Below are 15,018 nucleotides of genomic sequence, written 5' to 3'. Positions count from 1 at the left end.
TCAGCGCGGCTCGGGCTTGGCCGGTCGTGCCGCACCGGCGGCAGGCGCGGTGGCTGCGCCGGCGGCGGGCGCCTGCTGCTGTTGCTGCTGGGCACGTGCCACCGCCAGCTGATAGGCACGACGCTTGAGCTCGCTCACCTGCTGCTGGAACTGAACCGTGCGCTGCTGCGGGCGCCAGTCGGCCGGCGGGGTGATCGCAACCGTCGGCGTCTTGTCGACTTCGGCCAGCACCAGATCGGTGATGTCCATCGCGTCGGGCGCATAGACGATCGCCTCGGGCTGGAGGATCGCGTTGATCTTGCGCGCGTTGACTACCTGGATCTGCGCCGCGTCATAGACAGCCAGCAGCTTTTCGAAAGCGAACAGCTCGGCCAGGATCGACGGCATCTGCAGCTTCTGGATTTCCTCGTTCGCCTGATTCTGCAGCGTCATCAGACGCTGATAATTCGGATCCTTGCGCGCGGCAGCGGCCTGTTCTTCCTGCTCGGAAACCTGGCCGTCCTTGTTCGTGTCGATCGTGGCGATCAACGCCTTGGCGTCGGCCTGGAACTTGTCTTGGCGCGCCTTGATCTGATCCTGAACCGGCTTGTACGTGGTCTCGATCTGCTTCTCGGCGGTCGTGAACGCCTTGGCGCGCGTCAGAACGTCCATCTGGTTGACGGTGGCAAAGCCGGCGACCTGCGCGGTGGCCGGTGCCGCTGCCGCAACAGCGACCGATGCGGCAAGCGCCGCCACGAAAACGCGTTTGTTGGTCATTAGAACTGGGTCCCTACATTGAAAGTAATGAGCTTCTTGTCGTCGCCGGGCTGGCTGACGAGCACCTTCGCCAGATCGATGCGCAGCGGCCCGAACGGCGAGTTCCAGTTGACGCCGATACCGACAGAAATGCGCGGCGACGCCGTGCTGCCACGATAGACTTCATAGAATGGCGCGGTCGACGTGTAATATTGCGAGTTGACCGAGGTACCAACACAGGCGTCTGTGCTTGATGCAGCATAGCCGACGGCGCAGTGCGTCGTGTAGTTAGCATAATCACCCGTCGAAACTACGTAAACCGGGTTGCCACTGCTGTCGAACTGATAGTTGATACGCGGCAGATAGGTCGGCGAACCATCGGCATTGTAAAGCAGCTCGCCGTTGGTCCCCGTCGCCTGCGTGAAGTAGTTGTTCGTCTGCGGCCGTTTGATCGAGAACAACGAGCCGGCCATCAGGTAGATCGAGGGCCGCAGGCCCAGCTCCGCCGCGCCCGATCCCAGCGGCAGCTGGAGTTCTGCCTTGGTCAGGTAATAGGCCTTGCCGCCGAGCGCGTCGTCGGTGACCTGATCCTTGCCATCGAGCAGCAGCTGCGTACCGCTCGAAGGGTCACCCGTGTAGTAATAGCGCTGCACGCGAGGCCCGACGCCGCGGATATCGAAACCGCGGAACTGCGGTTCACCGAGGTAGAACCGATCGGTGATGCGAACTTCGCTTCCGTCGAGGCTCTTGATCACCCCGCCTTCGGCGCTCGCCTGCAGCACGAAGCCGCCGCCGATGCCCCAATATTTGTCGGCGTTCACGCGCCCGCGAACATAGCGCACATCGCCGCCCAGGCCGGCAAAATCGCCGCTGAACGACACGCGCTGCCCCCGCGTCGGTCGCAACCGGCTGTTGAGGCTGTCATAGATCAGCGAGATGCCGACCAGCGAGGTCAGGCGATTGCCCACCGCTTCGCAATAATAGCGCCCAGCCTTCACAGGATCGCACTGGCCATCGGTGTAGAACGTGTCGCGGTCGAGCGTCACGTCGTCCTTGGCCAGATAATAGCGGCCAGAGAGCGTCCAGTATTCGGTCAGCGGCAAGCCCGCGACAAGCTGGAAGCCCGTCGACACCTGCCGATAGGTCGTGTTGCGATCGGTGCCGTAATAGTTGAACGAGTTATAGTCGCGCCGGAAGACCGTCGCACCCAGCGCAATGTTTGAATCGAACAGATAGGGCTCGGTAAAGCCGAGCTCGACCGACTTCGAATAGCTCGAATAATCGACCGACGCCGAAACCGTCTGACCCATGCCGCGGAAGTTGCGCTGGCGGATCGACGCCTGCAGGATCAGCCGCTCGAGGCTCGAGAAGCCGGCCGACAGCGTCAGTTCGCCATTTGGCTTTTCCTCGACATTCGCCGCGAGCACGATCCGGTCGGGTGCCGATCCTTCCTTGCGCTCGATCTCGAACTTGTCCTGGAAATAGCCAAGGCTATTGATGCGGTCCTGCGAACGCTTGACGAGGAAGGTATTGAACGCATCGCCTTCCGCCACACGCATTTCGCGGCGAATGACTTTGTCCTGGGTCTGGCGGTTGCCGGTGATGTCGATCCGCTCGATGTAGGTGCGGTTCGCCTCGCCGATGTGGAAGTTCATCGACATCGTCAGCGCGTCCTTGTCGCGCTGGAAGTCCGGGCGGACATCGGCAAAGGCATAGCCGAACAGGCCGGCGGTCTCGCTCAGCTGCTCGACGGCATCTTCCACCGCCTTGGCGTTATACCAATCGCCTTCCTTGATCGGCAGCGCGGCGGCGAGCTTCTTGTCATCGAAGTCGCGGATCGCGCTGTCCACCGTCACCGGCCCAAACTTATAGCGCGGCCCCTCCTCCACCACATAGGTGATGATGAAGTCCTTCTTGTCCGGCGTCAGTTCGGCCACAGCCGAAATCACGCGGAAATCGGCATAGCCTTCGGTCAGGTAGAATTGGCGCAGCTTCTGCTGGTCATAGGCCAGGCGATCCTGGTCATAGGAGGTGTTCGAACTGAGCAGATGCGCAAGGCTCGCCACCTTGGTCGCCATCTCGCCGCGCAGCTTGCCGTCCGAAAACTGTTCGTTGCCGATGATATTGATCTGGCGGACCTTGGACTTCGGCCCTTCGTGAATCTCGAAGATCACGTCGACGCGGTTCTGGTCGAGGCTGACCATCTTCGGCTCGACGGTCGCGGCGAAACGCCCCTGGCGACGATACAGCTCGACGATGCGGGCAATGTCCGAACGGACCGCCGTGCGCGTGAAGATCTGGCGCGGACGGAGTTTGATCTCCTTGTCGATCTTGTCCTGCTTGAGCCGCTTGTTGCCTTCGAACACGACGCGGTTGATCACCGGGTTCTCGCGGATGCGGATCACCAGATTGCCGGTTTCCACGCCCTCGATCGCGACGTCCGCCAGAAGGTCGGACGCGAGCAGATCCTTGATCGCCTGGTCGATCGTCTCGTTGGTGTAGCTGTCACCGACGCGCAGGCGGGTGTAGCTGAGCACGGTTTCGGGTTCGATGCGCTGCGATCCTTCGACACGCAGCGCCTTGATGGTCCGGACGACGGGCGGGGTCACCGCCTGCGTCGCCGGCGCAGCCTGAGGCTGGCCGGCGGGGGCCGCCGCCGTCTGCGCGGTTGCCGGCGCCGCCACGCCCGACAGGATCGTCCCTGCCAGAAGCGTCGCCGTTGCGCGCGCGCCGAAATTGCTTGCCTTGATCGCAGTCACCATCCCACCCCAGTCGGAATCCAAATTAATGCCGGTCGGCGCACGCGGCGAAATGCCGCCCTGCCCGAACCCCCTTAGCCGATCAAGCCGGCCAGATTTCTCCACACACCGAATGCGCCCAGATCATTGAACGTTACCAGGAGCATGAGCGCAAGAATTGCGATCATGCCGCCCCGGAACGCCCATTCCATCACCTGCGGTTCCACCGGGCGCCGGCGGACCGCTTCGACTGCGTAGAACAACAGATGACCGCCATCCAGCACCGGGACTGGCAACAGGTTGATGAATCCAAGGTTAATCGAAACCAGCGCGACGAGGAACGCGAACTCGGTCGGCCCAAGCGACAACTGCTCGCCGGATACCTGGGCAATCCGTAACGGGCCGCCCATCTCTTTCATCGAACGGCGGCCGGTAATGATCTGGCCCAGCCCGTCGGCCGTCATCCGGACGATGTCGCCGGCCATATGCGCGCCGACGATCGGCGCCTGAAGCGCGCTCACCGGCACCTGTACGCTCTTGGCCACCCCGATGCCCAGCTGACCGATGCGGATCTCGTTGCCGAAACGATCCTGCTCGACGATCACCCCGATCGTCGCTTCCACCGACCGGGTCTCACCACCGCGCTCGAAGCGGATGCGGACGCGCTCGTTCGGCCGAAGCTGGGTGAACTGCGCCAAGTCGCTATAGGTCTCGACCGATCGGCCGCCCAGCGAAATAATATGGTCGCCCGGCTGTAAGCCTGCGGTCGCCGCGCCACTGCCCGGCACGACCGTCCCGACCACCGATGGCGTGCGGTTCTCGCCAAATACCAGCACGAACGCCGATAGGATGACGATCGCGACGACGAAGTTCGCGATCGGCCCGGCGGCGACGATGATCGCGCGCTGCCAAAGCGGCTTCGCTTGGAAGGTTTGTGCGCGCTCATGCGCGGGCAGGCGCAGCCATTCGGGCGATGGCTGGCTGGCCGGGTTCATGTCGCCGGCAAAGCGCACATAGCCGCCCAGCGGCAGCCAGCCGAATTTCCAACGGGTGCCGCGGCGATCGGTGATGCCCACGATCTCGCGGCCGAAGCCGATCGAGAATTCCTCGGCCTTCACGCCGAACGCGCGGCCCGCGAGATAATGACCCAGCTCGTGCAAAAACACGAGCGGTCCGATCACCAGCGCAAAGGCGAGCACGGCGAACAAAATGGCTGAGCTTCCGATCAAGCGACACAGTCCTTCACACGCTCGACCGCATATCGCCGCGCTTCCTCATCGATCGCCAGGACGGCGTCGAGCGTATCCGGCGCGACCGGGTCATAGCGCTCCAGCGTATCGGCAGAGATTGCGGCAATTTCAAGAAAGCCGATCCGTCCCGCAAGGAAGGCGGCGACCGCCACTTCGTTGGCGGCATTGAGGATCGCCGGACGGGCGCCGCCCGCCTTCAGCGCCTCGATCGCGAGCGCCAGCGCGGGAAAGCGGTCCAAATCGGGGTTTTCGAAGTCGAGGCGACCGACGGCGGCGAGATCGAGCGGCTCACACGGCGTCTCCATTCGCTCGGGCCACGCCAGCGCATAGGCGATCGGCGTCCGCATGTCCGGCGTGCCGAGCTGGGCCAGCACCGATCCGTCGACATATTCGACCATCGAATGCACCACCGACTGCGAATGGACGAGCACCGCCAGCTGGTCTGCCGTCACCGGAAACAGATGAAATGCCTCGATCAGTTCGAGTCCCTTGTTCATCATCGTCGCCGAGTCGACCGAGATCTTTGCGCCCATCGACCAGTTGGGATGCGCCACCGCCTGCGCCGGGGTGATGTCGCGCATCGTCGCCTTGGGCGTGGTGCGGAACGGGCCGCCGCTCGCGGTCAGGATGATGCGGCGTACGCCCTTTGGCGCCGTGCGGTCGAGGCACTGGAACACGGCGTTGTGCTCGGAGTCCACCGGCAGCAGCGTGGTATCGTTCGCCCGTGCCGCCGCCATCATCACCTCGCCCGCCGAAACGAGCGACTCCTTGTTGGCGAGCGCCACGGTGCCGCCGCCTTCCAGTGCCGCCATCACCGGCTTCAGGCCCGCCGTGCCGACGATCGCCGCCATCGTCCAGTCGGCCCCCATGCGCGCGGCGTCGCATACCGCCCCTGCCCCGCCGAACGCCTCGACCCCGCTCCCGGCAAGGCGATCGCGCAGTGCCGCAAGGCAGCTTTCGTCGGCGACGACGGCGTATCGCGCGCGCGTGCGCAGCGCCGCTGCGGCAAGCTTGTCGACGTCGCAGTTCGCGGTGAGCGCGACCACGTCGAACGCATCCGGGTTGCGCTCGATCAGGTCGAGCGTCGAGCTCCCGACCGAACCCGTGGCGCCCAGCACGGTGACCCGTTTCACCACCAGAATCCCCCAGTGCTCGAATAATATTGCACTTCAAAAAATATTGCTGCCACGGGCGCGGCAAACACCAGCCCGTCCAGCCGGTCGAGTATGCCGCCATGTCCCGGCAGCAGCGAGCCCGAATCCTTGACGCCGGCGACGCGCTTCAGATGACTCTCGAACAGGTCGCCGAGCTGCGAGACGACAGCGAGAATCGGCGAGAGCGCCACCATCCCGATACCGCCCGCCATTGCGGGGCGCAGCGCGACGAAGAGAAGCGTAAAGGCCAGCGATGCCGCCACGCCGCCGCCCAGCCCTGCCCAGGTCTTGTTCGGGCTGATTGTCGGCGCCAGCTTCGGCCCGCCGATCGCCCGCCCCGCGAAATAGGCGCCGCTGTCGCAAACCCAGACGATCGCCATCGTCCACAGCGTGATCGCGAAACCATCCGGGTGCGCGCGCAACAGCAGCAGCGCGAACACCGGCAGGCCTACATAAAGGTGGCCCGCCGCCAGTCGCGAATTGCGCGAAACGATTGCGGTGAAGAAAAATGCGGCGAAGATCAGCCCCAGCGCGAAAAACCCCGGTCCCGCCGCCAGCGGACACAGGATCGCCAGCGGCACCGACAGTCCATATTGCGCCAGCCGCTTCTCACGCGCATCGACCCGCATCAGATCGGCCCATTCGCCGAGCATCAGCAGCGCCATGACGACGACGACGAGCCAGAAACCGAAACCGCCGGCCCATAGCGCCGCCAGCGCCAGCCCGACCAGCGCCAGCCCGACGAGCACCCGGACCTTAAGGTCTGACGCCGCGCTCACAGGCCCCCGAAGCGGCGCTGTCGGCGGCCAAACTGGGCGACTGCGTCGCTCAGCGTGCGCTCGTCGAAATCGGGCCAGAGGGTGTCGACGAACAGCAGCTCGGCATAGGCAGCCTGCCAGAGCAGGAAGTTGGAAAGCCGCTGTTCGCCCGAGGTGCGGATCAGCAGATCCAGCGGCGGCAGCCCCGTCGTCTCGAGCTCGTTCTCGAACGCCGCGTCGTCGATCGCCACCGGGTCGATCTCGCCCGCGCTCGCCCGCGCGGCGAGCCGCCGTGCCGCCGCGACGATCTCCGCCTGCGCGCCATAATTGAGCGCGATGACGAGCGTCGGCCCGGGATTGTCGCCCGTGCGCGCCACCGCCGCGTCGATCATCGCCACCAGATCAGGCGAAAGGCGGCGCCAGTCGCCGATCACACGCAGTCGCACGCCCTCCGCGATCAACTCGTCGAGCTCGCTGGCAAGGAAGTGGCGGAGCAGGCCCATCAGGTCGCGGACCTCGTCCTCCGGCCTGCGCCAGTTCTCGGACGAGAAGGCGTAGAGCGTCAGCACCTCGATGCCCAGCGAACGCGCCGCGCGGCTGACACGGCGAACCGCCTCGACGCCCTGCCGATGACCGGCGATCCGCGGCATCAGCCGCTTCTTCGCCCAGCGGCCATTGCCGTCCATGATGATCGCCACGTGGCGCGGCGGCGGCGGTCCATCCCCGGCCACCGGCGCCGGCTTAGCAGCCATCGCCATGCGCCTGTCGCTCCGGCCCGGGGGAAACGCCGCCGATCACTTGCCCAGGATTTCCTTTTCCTTCGCCGCCGCCGCGGCGTCGATGTCCGCGATCGTCGCGTCGGTCAGCTTCTGCACCTCGGCTTCATGGCGCTTGCGCTCGTCCTCGGCGAAGACACCCTTCTTCTCGTCGGTCTTAAGGCTGTCCATGCCGTCACGGCGGACGTTACGCGCAGCCACCCGCGCCTTTTCGGCATATTGATTGGCGAGCTTGGCGAGTTCCTTGCGCCGCTCCTCGGTCAGATCTGGGATCGGCAGACGCAGCGTCTGGCCGTCGACGATCGGATTGAGGCCCAACCCGGCCGAACGGATCGCCTTGTCGACCGGGCCGACATTCGACTTGTCCCACACCTGCACCGAAAGCATGCGCGGCTCGGGCACCGATACCGTCGCGACCTGATTGAGCGGCATGTGCGCCCCATACACCTCGACGGTGACCGGATCGAGCAGCGAGGTCGACGCACGGCCGGTGCGCAACCCACCGAGATCGTGCTTCAGCGACTCAACGGCGCCGGCCATGCGGCGTTCGAGGTCGGCCTTGTCATAAGCGGCCATTTTCGGCTCTCCTTGCAATCGTACGAACAGGGGTCAGGCGGTCTCGCCGCTGACGATGGTGGACGTGCCTTCGCCGCGCAGCACCGAGGCGAGATTGCCTTCGCCGCGGATGTTGAAGACGACGATCGGAATATTGTTGTCACGGCAAAGCGCGACCGCCGATGCATCCATCACCTTCAGATTGTCGGCGAGGACGCGATTGTAGCTCAGCGTCTCATAACGGGTTGCGGTCGGCACCTTCTTGGGATCGGCATCGTAGACGCCGTCGACCGAGGTGCCCTTGAACAGCGCGTCGCAGTTCATTTCGGCGGCGCGCAGGGCGGCCGTGGTGTCGGTGGTGAAGAACGGCAGGCCGGTCCCTGCTGCAAACAGCACGACGCGGCCCTTTTCCATGTGCCGCTCGGCGCGCCGGCGGACATAGGGCTCGCACACGCTCGCCATTGGAATGGCAGACTGGACGCGGGTATCGACGCCCACTTTCTCGAGCGCATTCTGCATCGCCAACGCGTTCATCACGGTGGCCAGCATGCCCATATAATCGGCGCTCGCGCGGTCGAAGCCCTGCGCCGCGCCGGCAAGGCCGCGGAAGATGTTGCCGCCACCCACCACCATGCAGATTTCAAGCCCGCTTTCGCGCGCATCCTTCACTTCCAGCGCGACACGCTCGCAGGTTTCGGGATCGATCCCGAACTGGCCCTGGCCCATCAGGACCTCGCCCGACAGCTTGAGCAGAATGCGACGGAATTTGGGAGCGGACATGCGGACCTTACTGCGGGAAGCGGATAGCGAAGCGGCGCGGACCTTAGAGGTGCCGCGCCGCCGGAACAAGCAAAGATGCCGGGCATGCGCCGCGTCGGCGAGCGCCCGGCTCGTTGCGCTTACTTGGTGAGACCGGCCGTCGCCGCCACTTCGGCAGCGAAGTCGCTCTCTTCCTTCTCGATGCCCTCGCCGAGCTGGAAGCGGACATAGTCCTTGAGGACGATCGCCGAACCCGAGTCCTTCGCCGCCTTGGCAATGACGTCCGACACCGGGGTCTTGCCGTCCATCACGAACAGCTGGCTGAGCAGCGCGTTTTCCTTGGCGAACTTCTTCACCGCGCCGTCGACCATCTTCTCGATGATCTCGGCCGGCTTGCCGCTCTCGGCAGCCTTTTCGGCGGCGATCGCACGCTCACGGGCGAGCACGTCCTGATCCAAGCCGCTCTCGTCCAGCGCCAGCGGGAAAGCAGCGGCGATGTGCATCGCCAGCTGCTTGCCGAGCGGCTCGAGCACGTCGACGCCGGCTTCCGATTCGAGCGCGACAAGCACGCCGATCTTGCCGAGGCCCGGGGCCGCCGCATTGTGGACGTACGGGATAACCGCGCCCTTGCTGACTTCGACCTTCTTGGCGCGACGCAGCACCTGGTTCTCGCCGATGGTGGCGATGTTGGCGGTCAGCGCCTCGTCGACGGTCTGGCCCGATTCCATTTTTGCGCCCTTGATCGCGGCGATGTCGTCACCGGCTTCCAGCGCCAGTGCGGTGGTTTCGCGAACGAAGTTCTGGAAGATCTCGTTCTTGGCGACGAAGTCGGTCTGCGAGTTCACCTCGACGGCGACACCCTTGATGCCGGCAACGGCCAGGCCGACCAAGCCCTCGGCCGCGGTGCGGCTCGACTTTTTGGCGGCGGCAGCGAGGCCCTTGGCGCGCAGCCAGTCGGCAGCGGCTTCCATGTCGCCATTGGTCTCGGAAAGCGCCTTCTTGCAATCCATCATGCCGGCGCCGCTCTTTTCGCGGAGTTCCTTGACGGCGGCTGCAGTGATCTCGGCCATGTCTCTATTCCTCAGTTAAAAGTCGGGCGGAGCAGTGCGTGCGCCCTGCCCCGCCCCGATTACGGTTCGATGACGCGGGCGATCAGGCGTCGATCTGACGCTCGCCTTCTGCGGCGGTTTCGGGCTCGGTCGACGCGGCCGGCGCCTCGACCTGCAGCGCTTCCTCGACCGGGGGCTGCTCGGCAGCACCGAAGTCATAGCCCTGCTGCATCAGTGCCTCGCGGCCACCGCGGGTCGCGGCAATGGCAACCGCTTCGCAGTAGAGGCGGATCGCGCGGCTGGCGTCATCGTTGCCCGGCACCGGGAAGGCGATGCCGTCCGGCGAAACGTTCGAATCGAGGATCGCGACGACGGGGATGCCCAGCGTGTTGGCTTCCTTGATCGCCAGCTCTTCCTTGTTCGCGTCGATCACGAACATGATGTCGGGAATGCCGCCCATGTCGCGTATGCCGCCGAGCGAAAGCTCGAGCTTGTCGCGCTCGCGGGTGAGCTGCAGCACTTCCTTCTTGGTCAGGCCGTGCGTGTCGCCCGACAGCTGCTCTTCCAGCGTCTTCAGGCGCTTGATCGACTGGCTGATCGTCTTCCAGTTGGTGAGCATGCCGCCCAGCCAGCGATGGTTGACGAAGTGCTGGCCGGCACGACGCGCGGCATCAGCGATCGGCTCCTGCGCCTGGCGCTTGGTGCCGACGAACAGGACCTTGCCGCCGCTTGCGACGGTCGAGCTGACGAATTCGAGGGCGCGCGCGAACAGCGGAACGGTCTGCGACAGATCGATGATGTGAACGCCGTTGCGATCACCGAAGATGTAAGGCTTCATCTTCGGGTTCCAGCGGTGCGTCTGGTGGCCGAAATGCGCGCCCGATTCGAGCAGCTGCTGCATGGAGACGACGGGTGCCGCCATAGGGATAACTCCTTCCGGTTGTGCCTCTGGGAAGCGGGAATTCGGAAACAGCTCCGAACACCGGTTTATGATGCTTCCCATGCGGGTTGAGGCGCGCCCCTTACTCGAGCTCGCTCGATTGCGCAACCCCGGAACGCAAGAAGAACATCGCTTGACGATGGAACGTTAATGGAACATACGGCGATCACAACGCGTACTTGGAACGCGGATGCTGGCCCAGCCGTCCTGGAGCCCGCTTCCACGCGTACCGAGTTCGAGGATTGGGGAGCCTGTGATGATGGGAATCGCTGCCTTTTTGCTGTTCGCAGTCGCGCTTGGGGCGTCGGTGCTGACGATCGCCGCGAGCATTGCTCCGCAACGCCATCGATTTGCCGAGTTGTTCGGAGCGTCGCCGCGTCCCGCCGCGCCTTACCGGCTGGCGCGTGTCACGGCGCGGGCGGTGCCGGCTCGGATGCCCCGGCGTCCGAAGCTGCGCGCAGCCGCCTGACCTTGCGATACGCGCGAACGCTGAACGGGATCGTCGCGAGATAGAGCAGCGCGGCGACCGTCAGTGTGGTCCAGGGCGCCGAAACGAGCGCCGCGGCCGCGACGACCAGCACGGCGATTGCCTCGAAGCGAACGTCGCGCCGCAGCCGGATCGTCGGTGAGAAGGTGGCGATGCTCGAAATCATCAGGATCGCCACGATCGCGGTCCACACCGCGACGATGACGGGCGAACGGAACATCGTCTCCCCAGTCCACAGCCACATATAGAGCGGCGCAAAGGCAAGCGCCGCTCCCGCAGGCGCCGGCACCCCCGTGAGAAAGCCCGCCGACTTATGCGGCTGATGCGCGAGATCGATTTGCGCATTGAAACGGGCAAGGCGCAGTGCGCAGAACAAGGCCTGGATCAGCGCAATGGTCCAACCAAAGCGGCCAAGCGATTGCAGCGACCACAGATAGAGGATCAGCGCCGGCGCCACACCGAACGAGATGGCGTCGGATAGACTGTCGAGTTCGGCGCCGAACCGGCTTTCCGCGCGCATCAGCCGCGCGATCCGGCCATCAATGCCGTCGAGCACCGCCGCCGCCAGCACCATCAGTACCGCAATCTCCCAATTGCCGAGGAGGGCAAAGCGAATGCCGGTAAGGCCCGAACAGAGCGCAAGCGCCGTCACCGCATTGGGCAGGACGGCGCGCAGCGGAATGCCGCGCGGCAGGCGACGCTTGGTTCGCGGCAACCCGCGCAGGTGCGAATCGGTCACTGCGCCACCCCGGCTGCGTCGGCAGCGCCGCGGCGCGCGATGATCGTCTCGCCTGCGATCGCCCGCTGGCCGAGCGCGACCTGGCAGCCATATGCTTCGGGAACAAACACGTCGACGCGGCTGCCGAACCGGATCAACCCCACGCGCTGTCCCGCCACCACCATGTCGCCAGGCTTCACAAAACTGACGATGCGGCGCGCGATCAGGCCCGCAATCTGGGTGAAGCCGATGCGCAGCCCGTCCCGATCCTCGATAACCACGTGCTGTCGCTCATTCTCGTCGCTAGCCTTGTCCAGATCCGCGTTCAGGAACTTGCCCGAAATGTAGATCACGTGGCGGATCGTGCCGGTGATCGGCGTCCGGTTTACATGCACATCGAACACGCTCATGAAAATCGATACGCGGACCATCGGTTCCGTGCCGAGCGCGTGCGGGCCGGCCAGTTCCGGCGGCAAAGGCACCCGTTCGATCATCGTCACGAGCCCGTCCGCCGGCGAGACGATCAGGCCTTCGCCGACGGGAGTGATGCGCACCGGATCGCGGAAGAACGCGGCGACCCCGATCGTCAGGACGATGAGCGGCCAGGTGAGCACATCCCAGACCCACAGGCTGAGCACCGCGATCGCGGCTGCGATCGCCACATATTTGTGCCCCTCCGGATGGACCCCGGGGAGGCGCCACTTGACGGTGGAGGTTCCGATCGGGGGCTTGTCTAGCGATGTCATGATTGCCGGTCTAACCTCACCGCTGTCGCTTTCCTAGGGCAAGCGCAATCCGGCGCTCGCGCCTTTGCCGTTTTTGGCGCATGAACCGCGACCGCCACAAGCCCGCACCCTGTGTTTTCGCGAGCCAGGGCTGTGTTTTCCCGAGACAGGATCGTAAGCGGCCGTTGGACGTTGGGAACGACATCGCTTGCGCTTCGCCTGATTTTTGCGCAGGCGGTGCAATTCGATCGTAACAGAGCTTAAGGAAGCCCATGCCCCCTTCGACCGCCGCAACCAAGCGCCGCAGCGCCCGCCGCAGCCGCCCCGCCGGCGTTCCGTCGCCCTGGATGTTTTTCCTGCAAGGCTTTTTCAAGCGACCGACCATGGTCGGCGCGGTCGCGCCCTCTTCGGGCAAGACCATCCGTCGGATGCTGCGCCCAGTCGATTGGGAAAACACCCGCGTGTTCGTCGAATATGGCCCGGGCGTCGGCACCTTCACCCGGCCGATCCTCGATCGCCTGCGGCAGGACGCCAAGCTGATCGTGATCGACACCAATCCCGACTTCATCCGCTATCTGCGTCAGACGATCGATGACCCGCGGCTGATCGCGGTCCAGGGGTCGGCTGCGGACGTCAAGCAGATCCTGGCGGAACATGGCGCGGACCATGCCGATTATATCGCATCGGGTCTGCCCTTCTCGACGCTGCCGGACGGCGTTGGCGACAAGATCGCGAAGGAGACCCATGCGATCCTGCGCACCGGCGGTGCCTTCCTCGTCTATCAATATAATCCCAATGTCCGCAATTTCCTGACGCCTTATTGGGAGCGGATCGATCATGAGATGGAGTGGGTGAACATCCCGCCGGCCCAGCTCTGGTGGGCGTGGAAAGAGTGAAGCCCTGATCCAGCGGCGCCTTCCTGACGGACGGCGCCGCGATCCTTCGCAACTGAGCAGGCAGGCTGCCGCTTGATCCCCCCTGCCCTTGCCCCTAGACGCTGCCGGGTAAATCCACCTGTCTCAGGAAAGCGAGCTTATGGCGAAGATCAAGGTTGCAACGCCCGTCGTGGAGATCGACGGCGACGAAATGACGCGGATCATCTGGGAATGGATCCGCGAGCGCCTGATCCTCCCGTACCTCGACATCGATCTGAAATATTACGACCTCTCGGTGCAGAAGCGCGACGAGACCAACGACCAGATCACCATCGATTCGGCCAATGCGATCAAGCAGTACGGCGTCGGCGTGAAGTGCGCGACGATCACTCCGGACGAGCAGCGCGTCGAGGAATTCAACCTCAAGAAGATGTGGAAGTCGCCCAACGGCACGATCCGCAACATCCTGGGCGGCGTGATCTTCCGCGAACCGATCGTGATCTCGAACGTGCCGCGCCTGATCCCGGGCTGGACCAAGCCGATCGTCGTCGGCCGTCACGCCTTTGGCGACCAGTACAAGGCAACCGACTTCAAGGTGCCCGGCAAGGGCAAGCTGACCATGAAGTGGGAAGGCGAAAATGGCGAGACGATCGAGCACGAGGTGTTCGATTTCCCGCAGGCCGGTGTCGCCATGGGCATGTACAATCTCGACGAGTCGATCCGCGATTTCGCGCGCGCCTCGATGAACTATGCGCTCGGCCGCGGCTGGCCGCTCTACCTGTCGACCAAGAACACGATCCTCAAGGCCTATGACGGCCGCTTCAAGGACATCTTCGCCGAGGTGTTCGAGACCGAGTTCAAGGACCAGTTTCAGGGCGCCGGCATCGTCTACGAGCACCGCCTGATCGACGACATGGTCGCCTCGGCGCTCAAGTGGCACGGCGAATTCGTCTGGGCCTGCAAGAACTATGACGGCGACGTCCAGTCGGACCAGGTCGCGCAGGGCTTCGGCTCGCTGGGCCTGATGACCTCGGTGCTGATGACGCCAGACGGCAAGACGATCGAGGCGGAAGCGGCGCACGGCACCGTCACCCGCCACTATCGCCAGCACCAGCAGGGCAAGGCGACCTCGACCAACCCGATCGCCTCGATCTTCGCCTGGACCGGCGGCCTCAAGTATCGCGGCAAGTTCGACGGCACCCCCGAGGTGACCCGCTTCGCCGAGACGCTGGAGAAGGTCTGCATCGAGACCGTCGAGAGCGGCAAGATGACCAAGGACCTCGCGCTGCTGATCGGCCCGGACCAGGCCTGGATGACCACCGAGCAGTTCTTCGAGGCTATCCGCGTCAACCTCGAAACAGCGATGGGCAGCTGGCAGTAACCGGCTGGCGGGGCGCGCCCGGCGCGCCCCGCGCCTTTCTTTCGGGGCCCGGCAAGCCATTCGTCCTTGCCAAATCAGGCGCCACGTGCTGCGGTTCCGCCATGACCGAGCGAACCCG

The 15,018-nt window shown here is 64.7% G+C and carries 14 protein-coding genes; 2 read left to right on the top strand and 12 right to left on the bottom strand.

The genetic code is table 11. The features are described 5' to 3' along the window. The 12 genes from ACX40Y_RS07920 to ACX40Y_RS07865 form a co-directional block, all read right to left on the bottom strand. The gene (locus ACX40Y_RS07920; RefSeq protein WP_459119013.1) at nt 1–756 is read right to left on the bottom strand and encodes an OmpH family outer membrane protein; all 756 of its coding nucleotides are present in this window, start codon (nt 754–756) and stop codon (nt 1–3) included. Then, complete coding sequence (bamA, locus tag ACX40Y_RS07915) at nt 756–3,497, bottom strand: outer membrane protein assembly factor BamA (protein ID WP_459119012.1); 2,742 nt, start codon at nt 3,495–3,497, stop codon at nt 756–758. Before bamA ends, ACX40Y_RS07920 begins: the two co-directional genes overlap by 1 nt. A 71-nt stretch (nt 3,498–3,568) precedes the next feature. Next, entirely contained in the window at nt 3,569–4,702 is a 1,134-nt protein-coding gene (locus ACX40Y_RS07910) for a M50 family metallopeptidase (protein WP_459119011.1), read from the bottom strand. After that, complete coding sequence (locus ACX40Y_RS07905) at nt 4,699–5,856, bottom strand: 1-deoxy-D-xylulose-5-phosphate reductoisomerase (RefSeq protein ID WP_459119010.1); 1,158 nt, start codon at nt 5,854–5,856, stop codon at nt 4,699–4,701. Before ACX40Y_RS07905 ends, ACX40Y_RS07910 begins: the two co-directional genes overlap by 4 nt. Further along, nucleotides 5,853–6,656 carry a phosphatidate cytidylyltransferase gene (locus ACX40Y_RS07900; protein WP_459119009.1) on the bottom strand — a complete coding sequence of 268 codons (804 nt, stop codon included), beginning with the start codon at nt 6,654–6,656 and terminating at the stop codon, nt 5,853–5,855. The genes ACX40Y_RS07905 and ACX40Y_RS07900 overlap by 4 nt, the downstream gene beginning before the upstream one ends. Next, on the bottom strand, nt 6,653–7,387 hold the full coding sequence (locus tag ACX40Y_RS07895) for an isoprenyl transferase (RefSeq protein ID WP_459119238.1): 735 nt from the start codon (nt 7,385–7,387) through the stop codon (nt 6,653–6,655). Before ACX40Y_RS07895 ends, ACX40Y_RS07900 begins: the two co-directional genes overlap by 4 nt. Nucleotides 7,388–7,429: 42 nt before the next feature. Further along, nucleotides 7,430–7,987 carry a ribosome recycling factor gene (gene frr, locus ACX40Y_RS07890; protein ID WP_459119008.1) on the bottom strand — a complete coding sequence of 186 codons (558 nt, stop codon included), beginning with the start codon at nt 7,985–7,987 and terminating at the stop codon, nt 7,430–7,432. 33 nt (nt 7,988–8,020) lie between these two features. Next, nucleotides 8,021–8,746, bottom strand: coding sequence for a UMP kinase (gene pyrH, locus ACX40Y_RS07885; protein WP_459119007.1), 726 nt, complete (start codon nt 8,744–8,746; stop codon nt 8,021–8,023). Between the two features lie 119 nt (nt 8,747–8,865). Next, a complete protein-coding gene (gene tsf, locus ACX40Y_RS07880) occupies nt 8,866–9,795 on the bottom strand; it encodes a translation elongation factor Ts (RefSeq protein ID WP_459119006.1) in 930 nt (309 codons plus the stop codon). Nucleotides 9,796–9,877: 82 nt separating this feature from the next. Further along, nucleotides 9,878–10,696, bottom strand: a complete 819-nt coding sequence (gene rpsB, locus ACX40Y_RS07875; RefSeq protein ID WP_459119005.1) for a 30S ribosomal protein S2 — start codon at nt 10,694–10,696, stop codon at nt 9,878–9,880. A 425-nt stretch (nt 10,697–11,121) separates the two neighbouring features. Further along, nucleotides 11,122–11,940 (bottom strand): CDP-alcohol phosphatidyltransferase family protein, encoded by an 819-nt coding sequence (locus ACX40Y_RS07870; RefSeq protein ID WP_459119004.1) that lies wholly within the window; start codon nt 11,938–11,940, stop codon nt 11,122–11,124. Next, nucleotides 11,937–12,665: a phosphatidylserine decarboxylase gene (locus ACX40Y_RS07865; protein WP_459119003.1), complete on the bottom strand. Its 729-nt coding sequence runs from the start codon at nt 12,663–12,665 to the stop codon at nt 11,937–11,939. The genes ACX40Y_RS07870 and ACX40Y_RS07865 overlap by 4 nt, the downstream gene beginning before the upstream one ends. Nucleotides 12,666–12,916: 251 nt before the next feature. Here ACX40Y_RS07865 and ACX40Y_RS07860 point away from each other — a divergent pair, with 251 nt between their 5' ends. Then, nucleotides 12,917–13,540, top strand: a complete 624-nt coding sequence (locus ACX40Y_RS07860; protein WP_459119002.1) for a class I SAM-dependent methyltransferase — start codon at nt 12,917–12,919, stop codon at nt 13,538–13,540. 139 nt (nt 13,541–13,679) lie between these two features. Continuing rightward, the gene (locus ACX40Y_RS07855) at nt 13,680–14,900 is read left to right on the top strand and encodes an NADP-dependent isocitrate dehydrogenase (protein ID WP_459119001.1); all 1,221 of its coding nucleotides are present in this window, start codon (nt 13,680–13,682) and stop codon (nt 14,898–14,900) included. Nucleotides 14,901–15,018: the final 118 nt, after the last annotated feature.

The organism is Sphingomonas sp. RS6 (assembly GCF_054489705.1).
This window is presented reverse-complemented; position numbering and strand designations above follow the sequence as displayed.

Excerpts from the sequence above, each read along its gene's own strand:
- ACX40Y_RS07920 (WP_459119013.1), bottom strand. The coding sequence starts at position 756 with ATGACCAACAAACGCGTTTTCGTGGCGGCGCTTGCCGCATCGGTCGCT.
- bamA (WP_459119012.1), bottom strand. The coding sequence starts at position 3,497 with ATGGTGACTGCGATCAAGGCAAGCAATTTCGGCGCGCGCGCAACGGCG.
- ACX40Y_RS07895 (WP_459119238.1), bottom strand. The coding sequence starts at position 7,387 with ATGGCTGCTAAGCCGGCGCCGGTGGCCGGGGATGGACCGCCGCCGCCG.
- frr (WP_459119008.1), bottom strand. The coding sequence starts at position 7,987 with ATGGCCGCTTATGACAAGGCCGACCTCGAACGCCGCATGGCCGGCGCC.
- pyrH (WP_459119007.1), bottom strand. The coding sequence starts at position 8,746 with ATGTCCGCTCCCAAATTCCGTCGCATTCTGCTCAAGCTGTCGGGCGAG.
- tsf (WP_459119006.1), bottom strand. The coding sequence starts at position 9,795 with ATGGCCGAGATCACTGCAGCCGCCGTCAAGGAACTCCGCGAAAAGAGC.
- rpsB (WP_459119005.1), bottom strand. The coding sequence starts at position 10,696 with ATGGCGGCACCCGTCGTCTCCATGCAGCAGCTGCTCGAATCGGGCGCG.
- ACX40Y_RS07865 (WP_459119003.1), bottom strand. The coding sequence starts at position 12,665 with ATGACATCGCTAGACAAGCCCCCGATCGGAACCTCCACCGTCAAGTGG.
- ACX40Y_RS07860 (WP_459119002.1), top strand. The coding sequence starts at position 12,917 with ATGCCCCCTTCGACCGCCGCAACCAAGCGCCGCAGCGCCCGCCGCAGC.
- ACX40Y_RS07855 (WP_459119001.1), top strand. The coding sequence starts at position 13,680 with ATGGCGAAGATCAAGGTTGCAACGCCCGTCGTGGAGATCGACGGCGAC.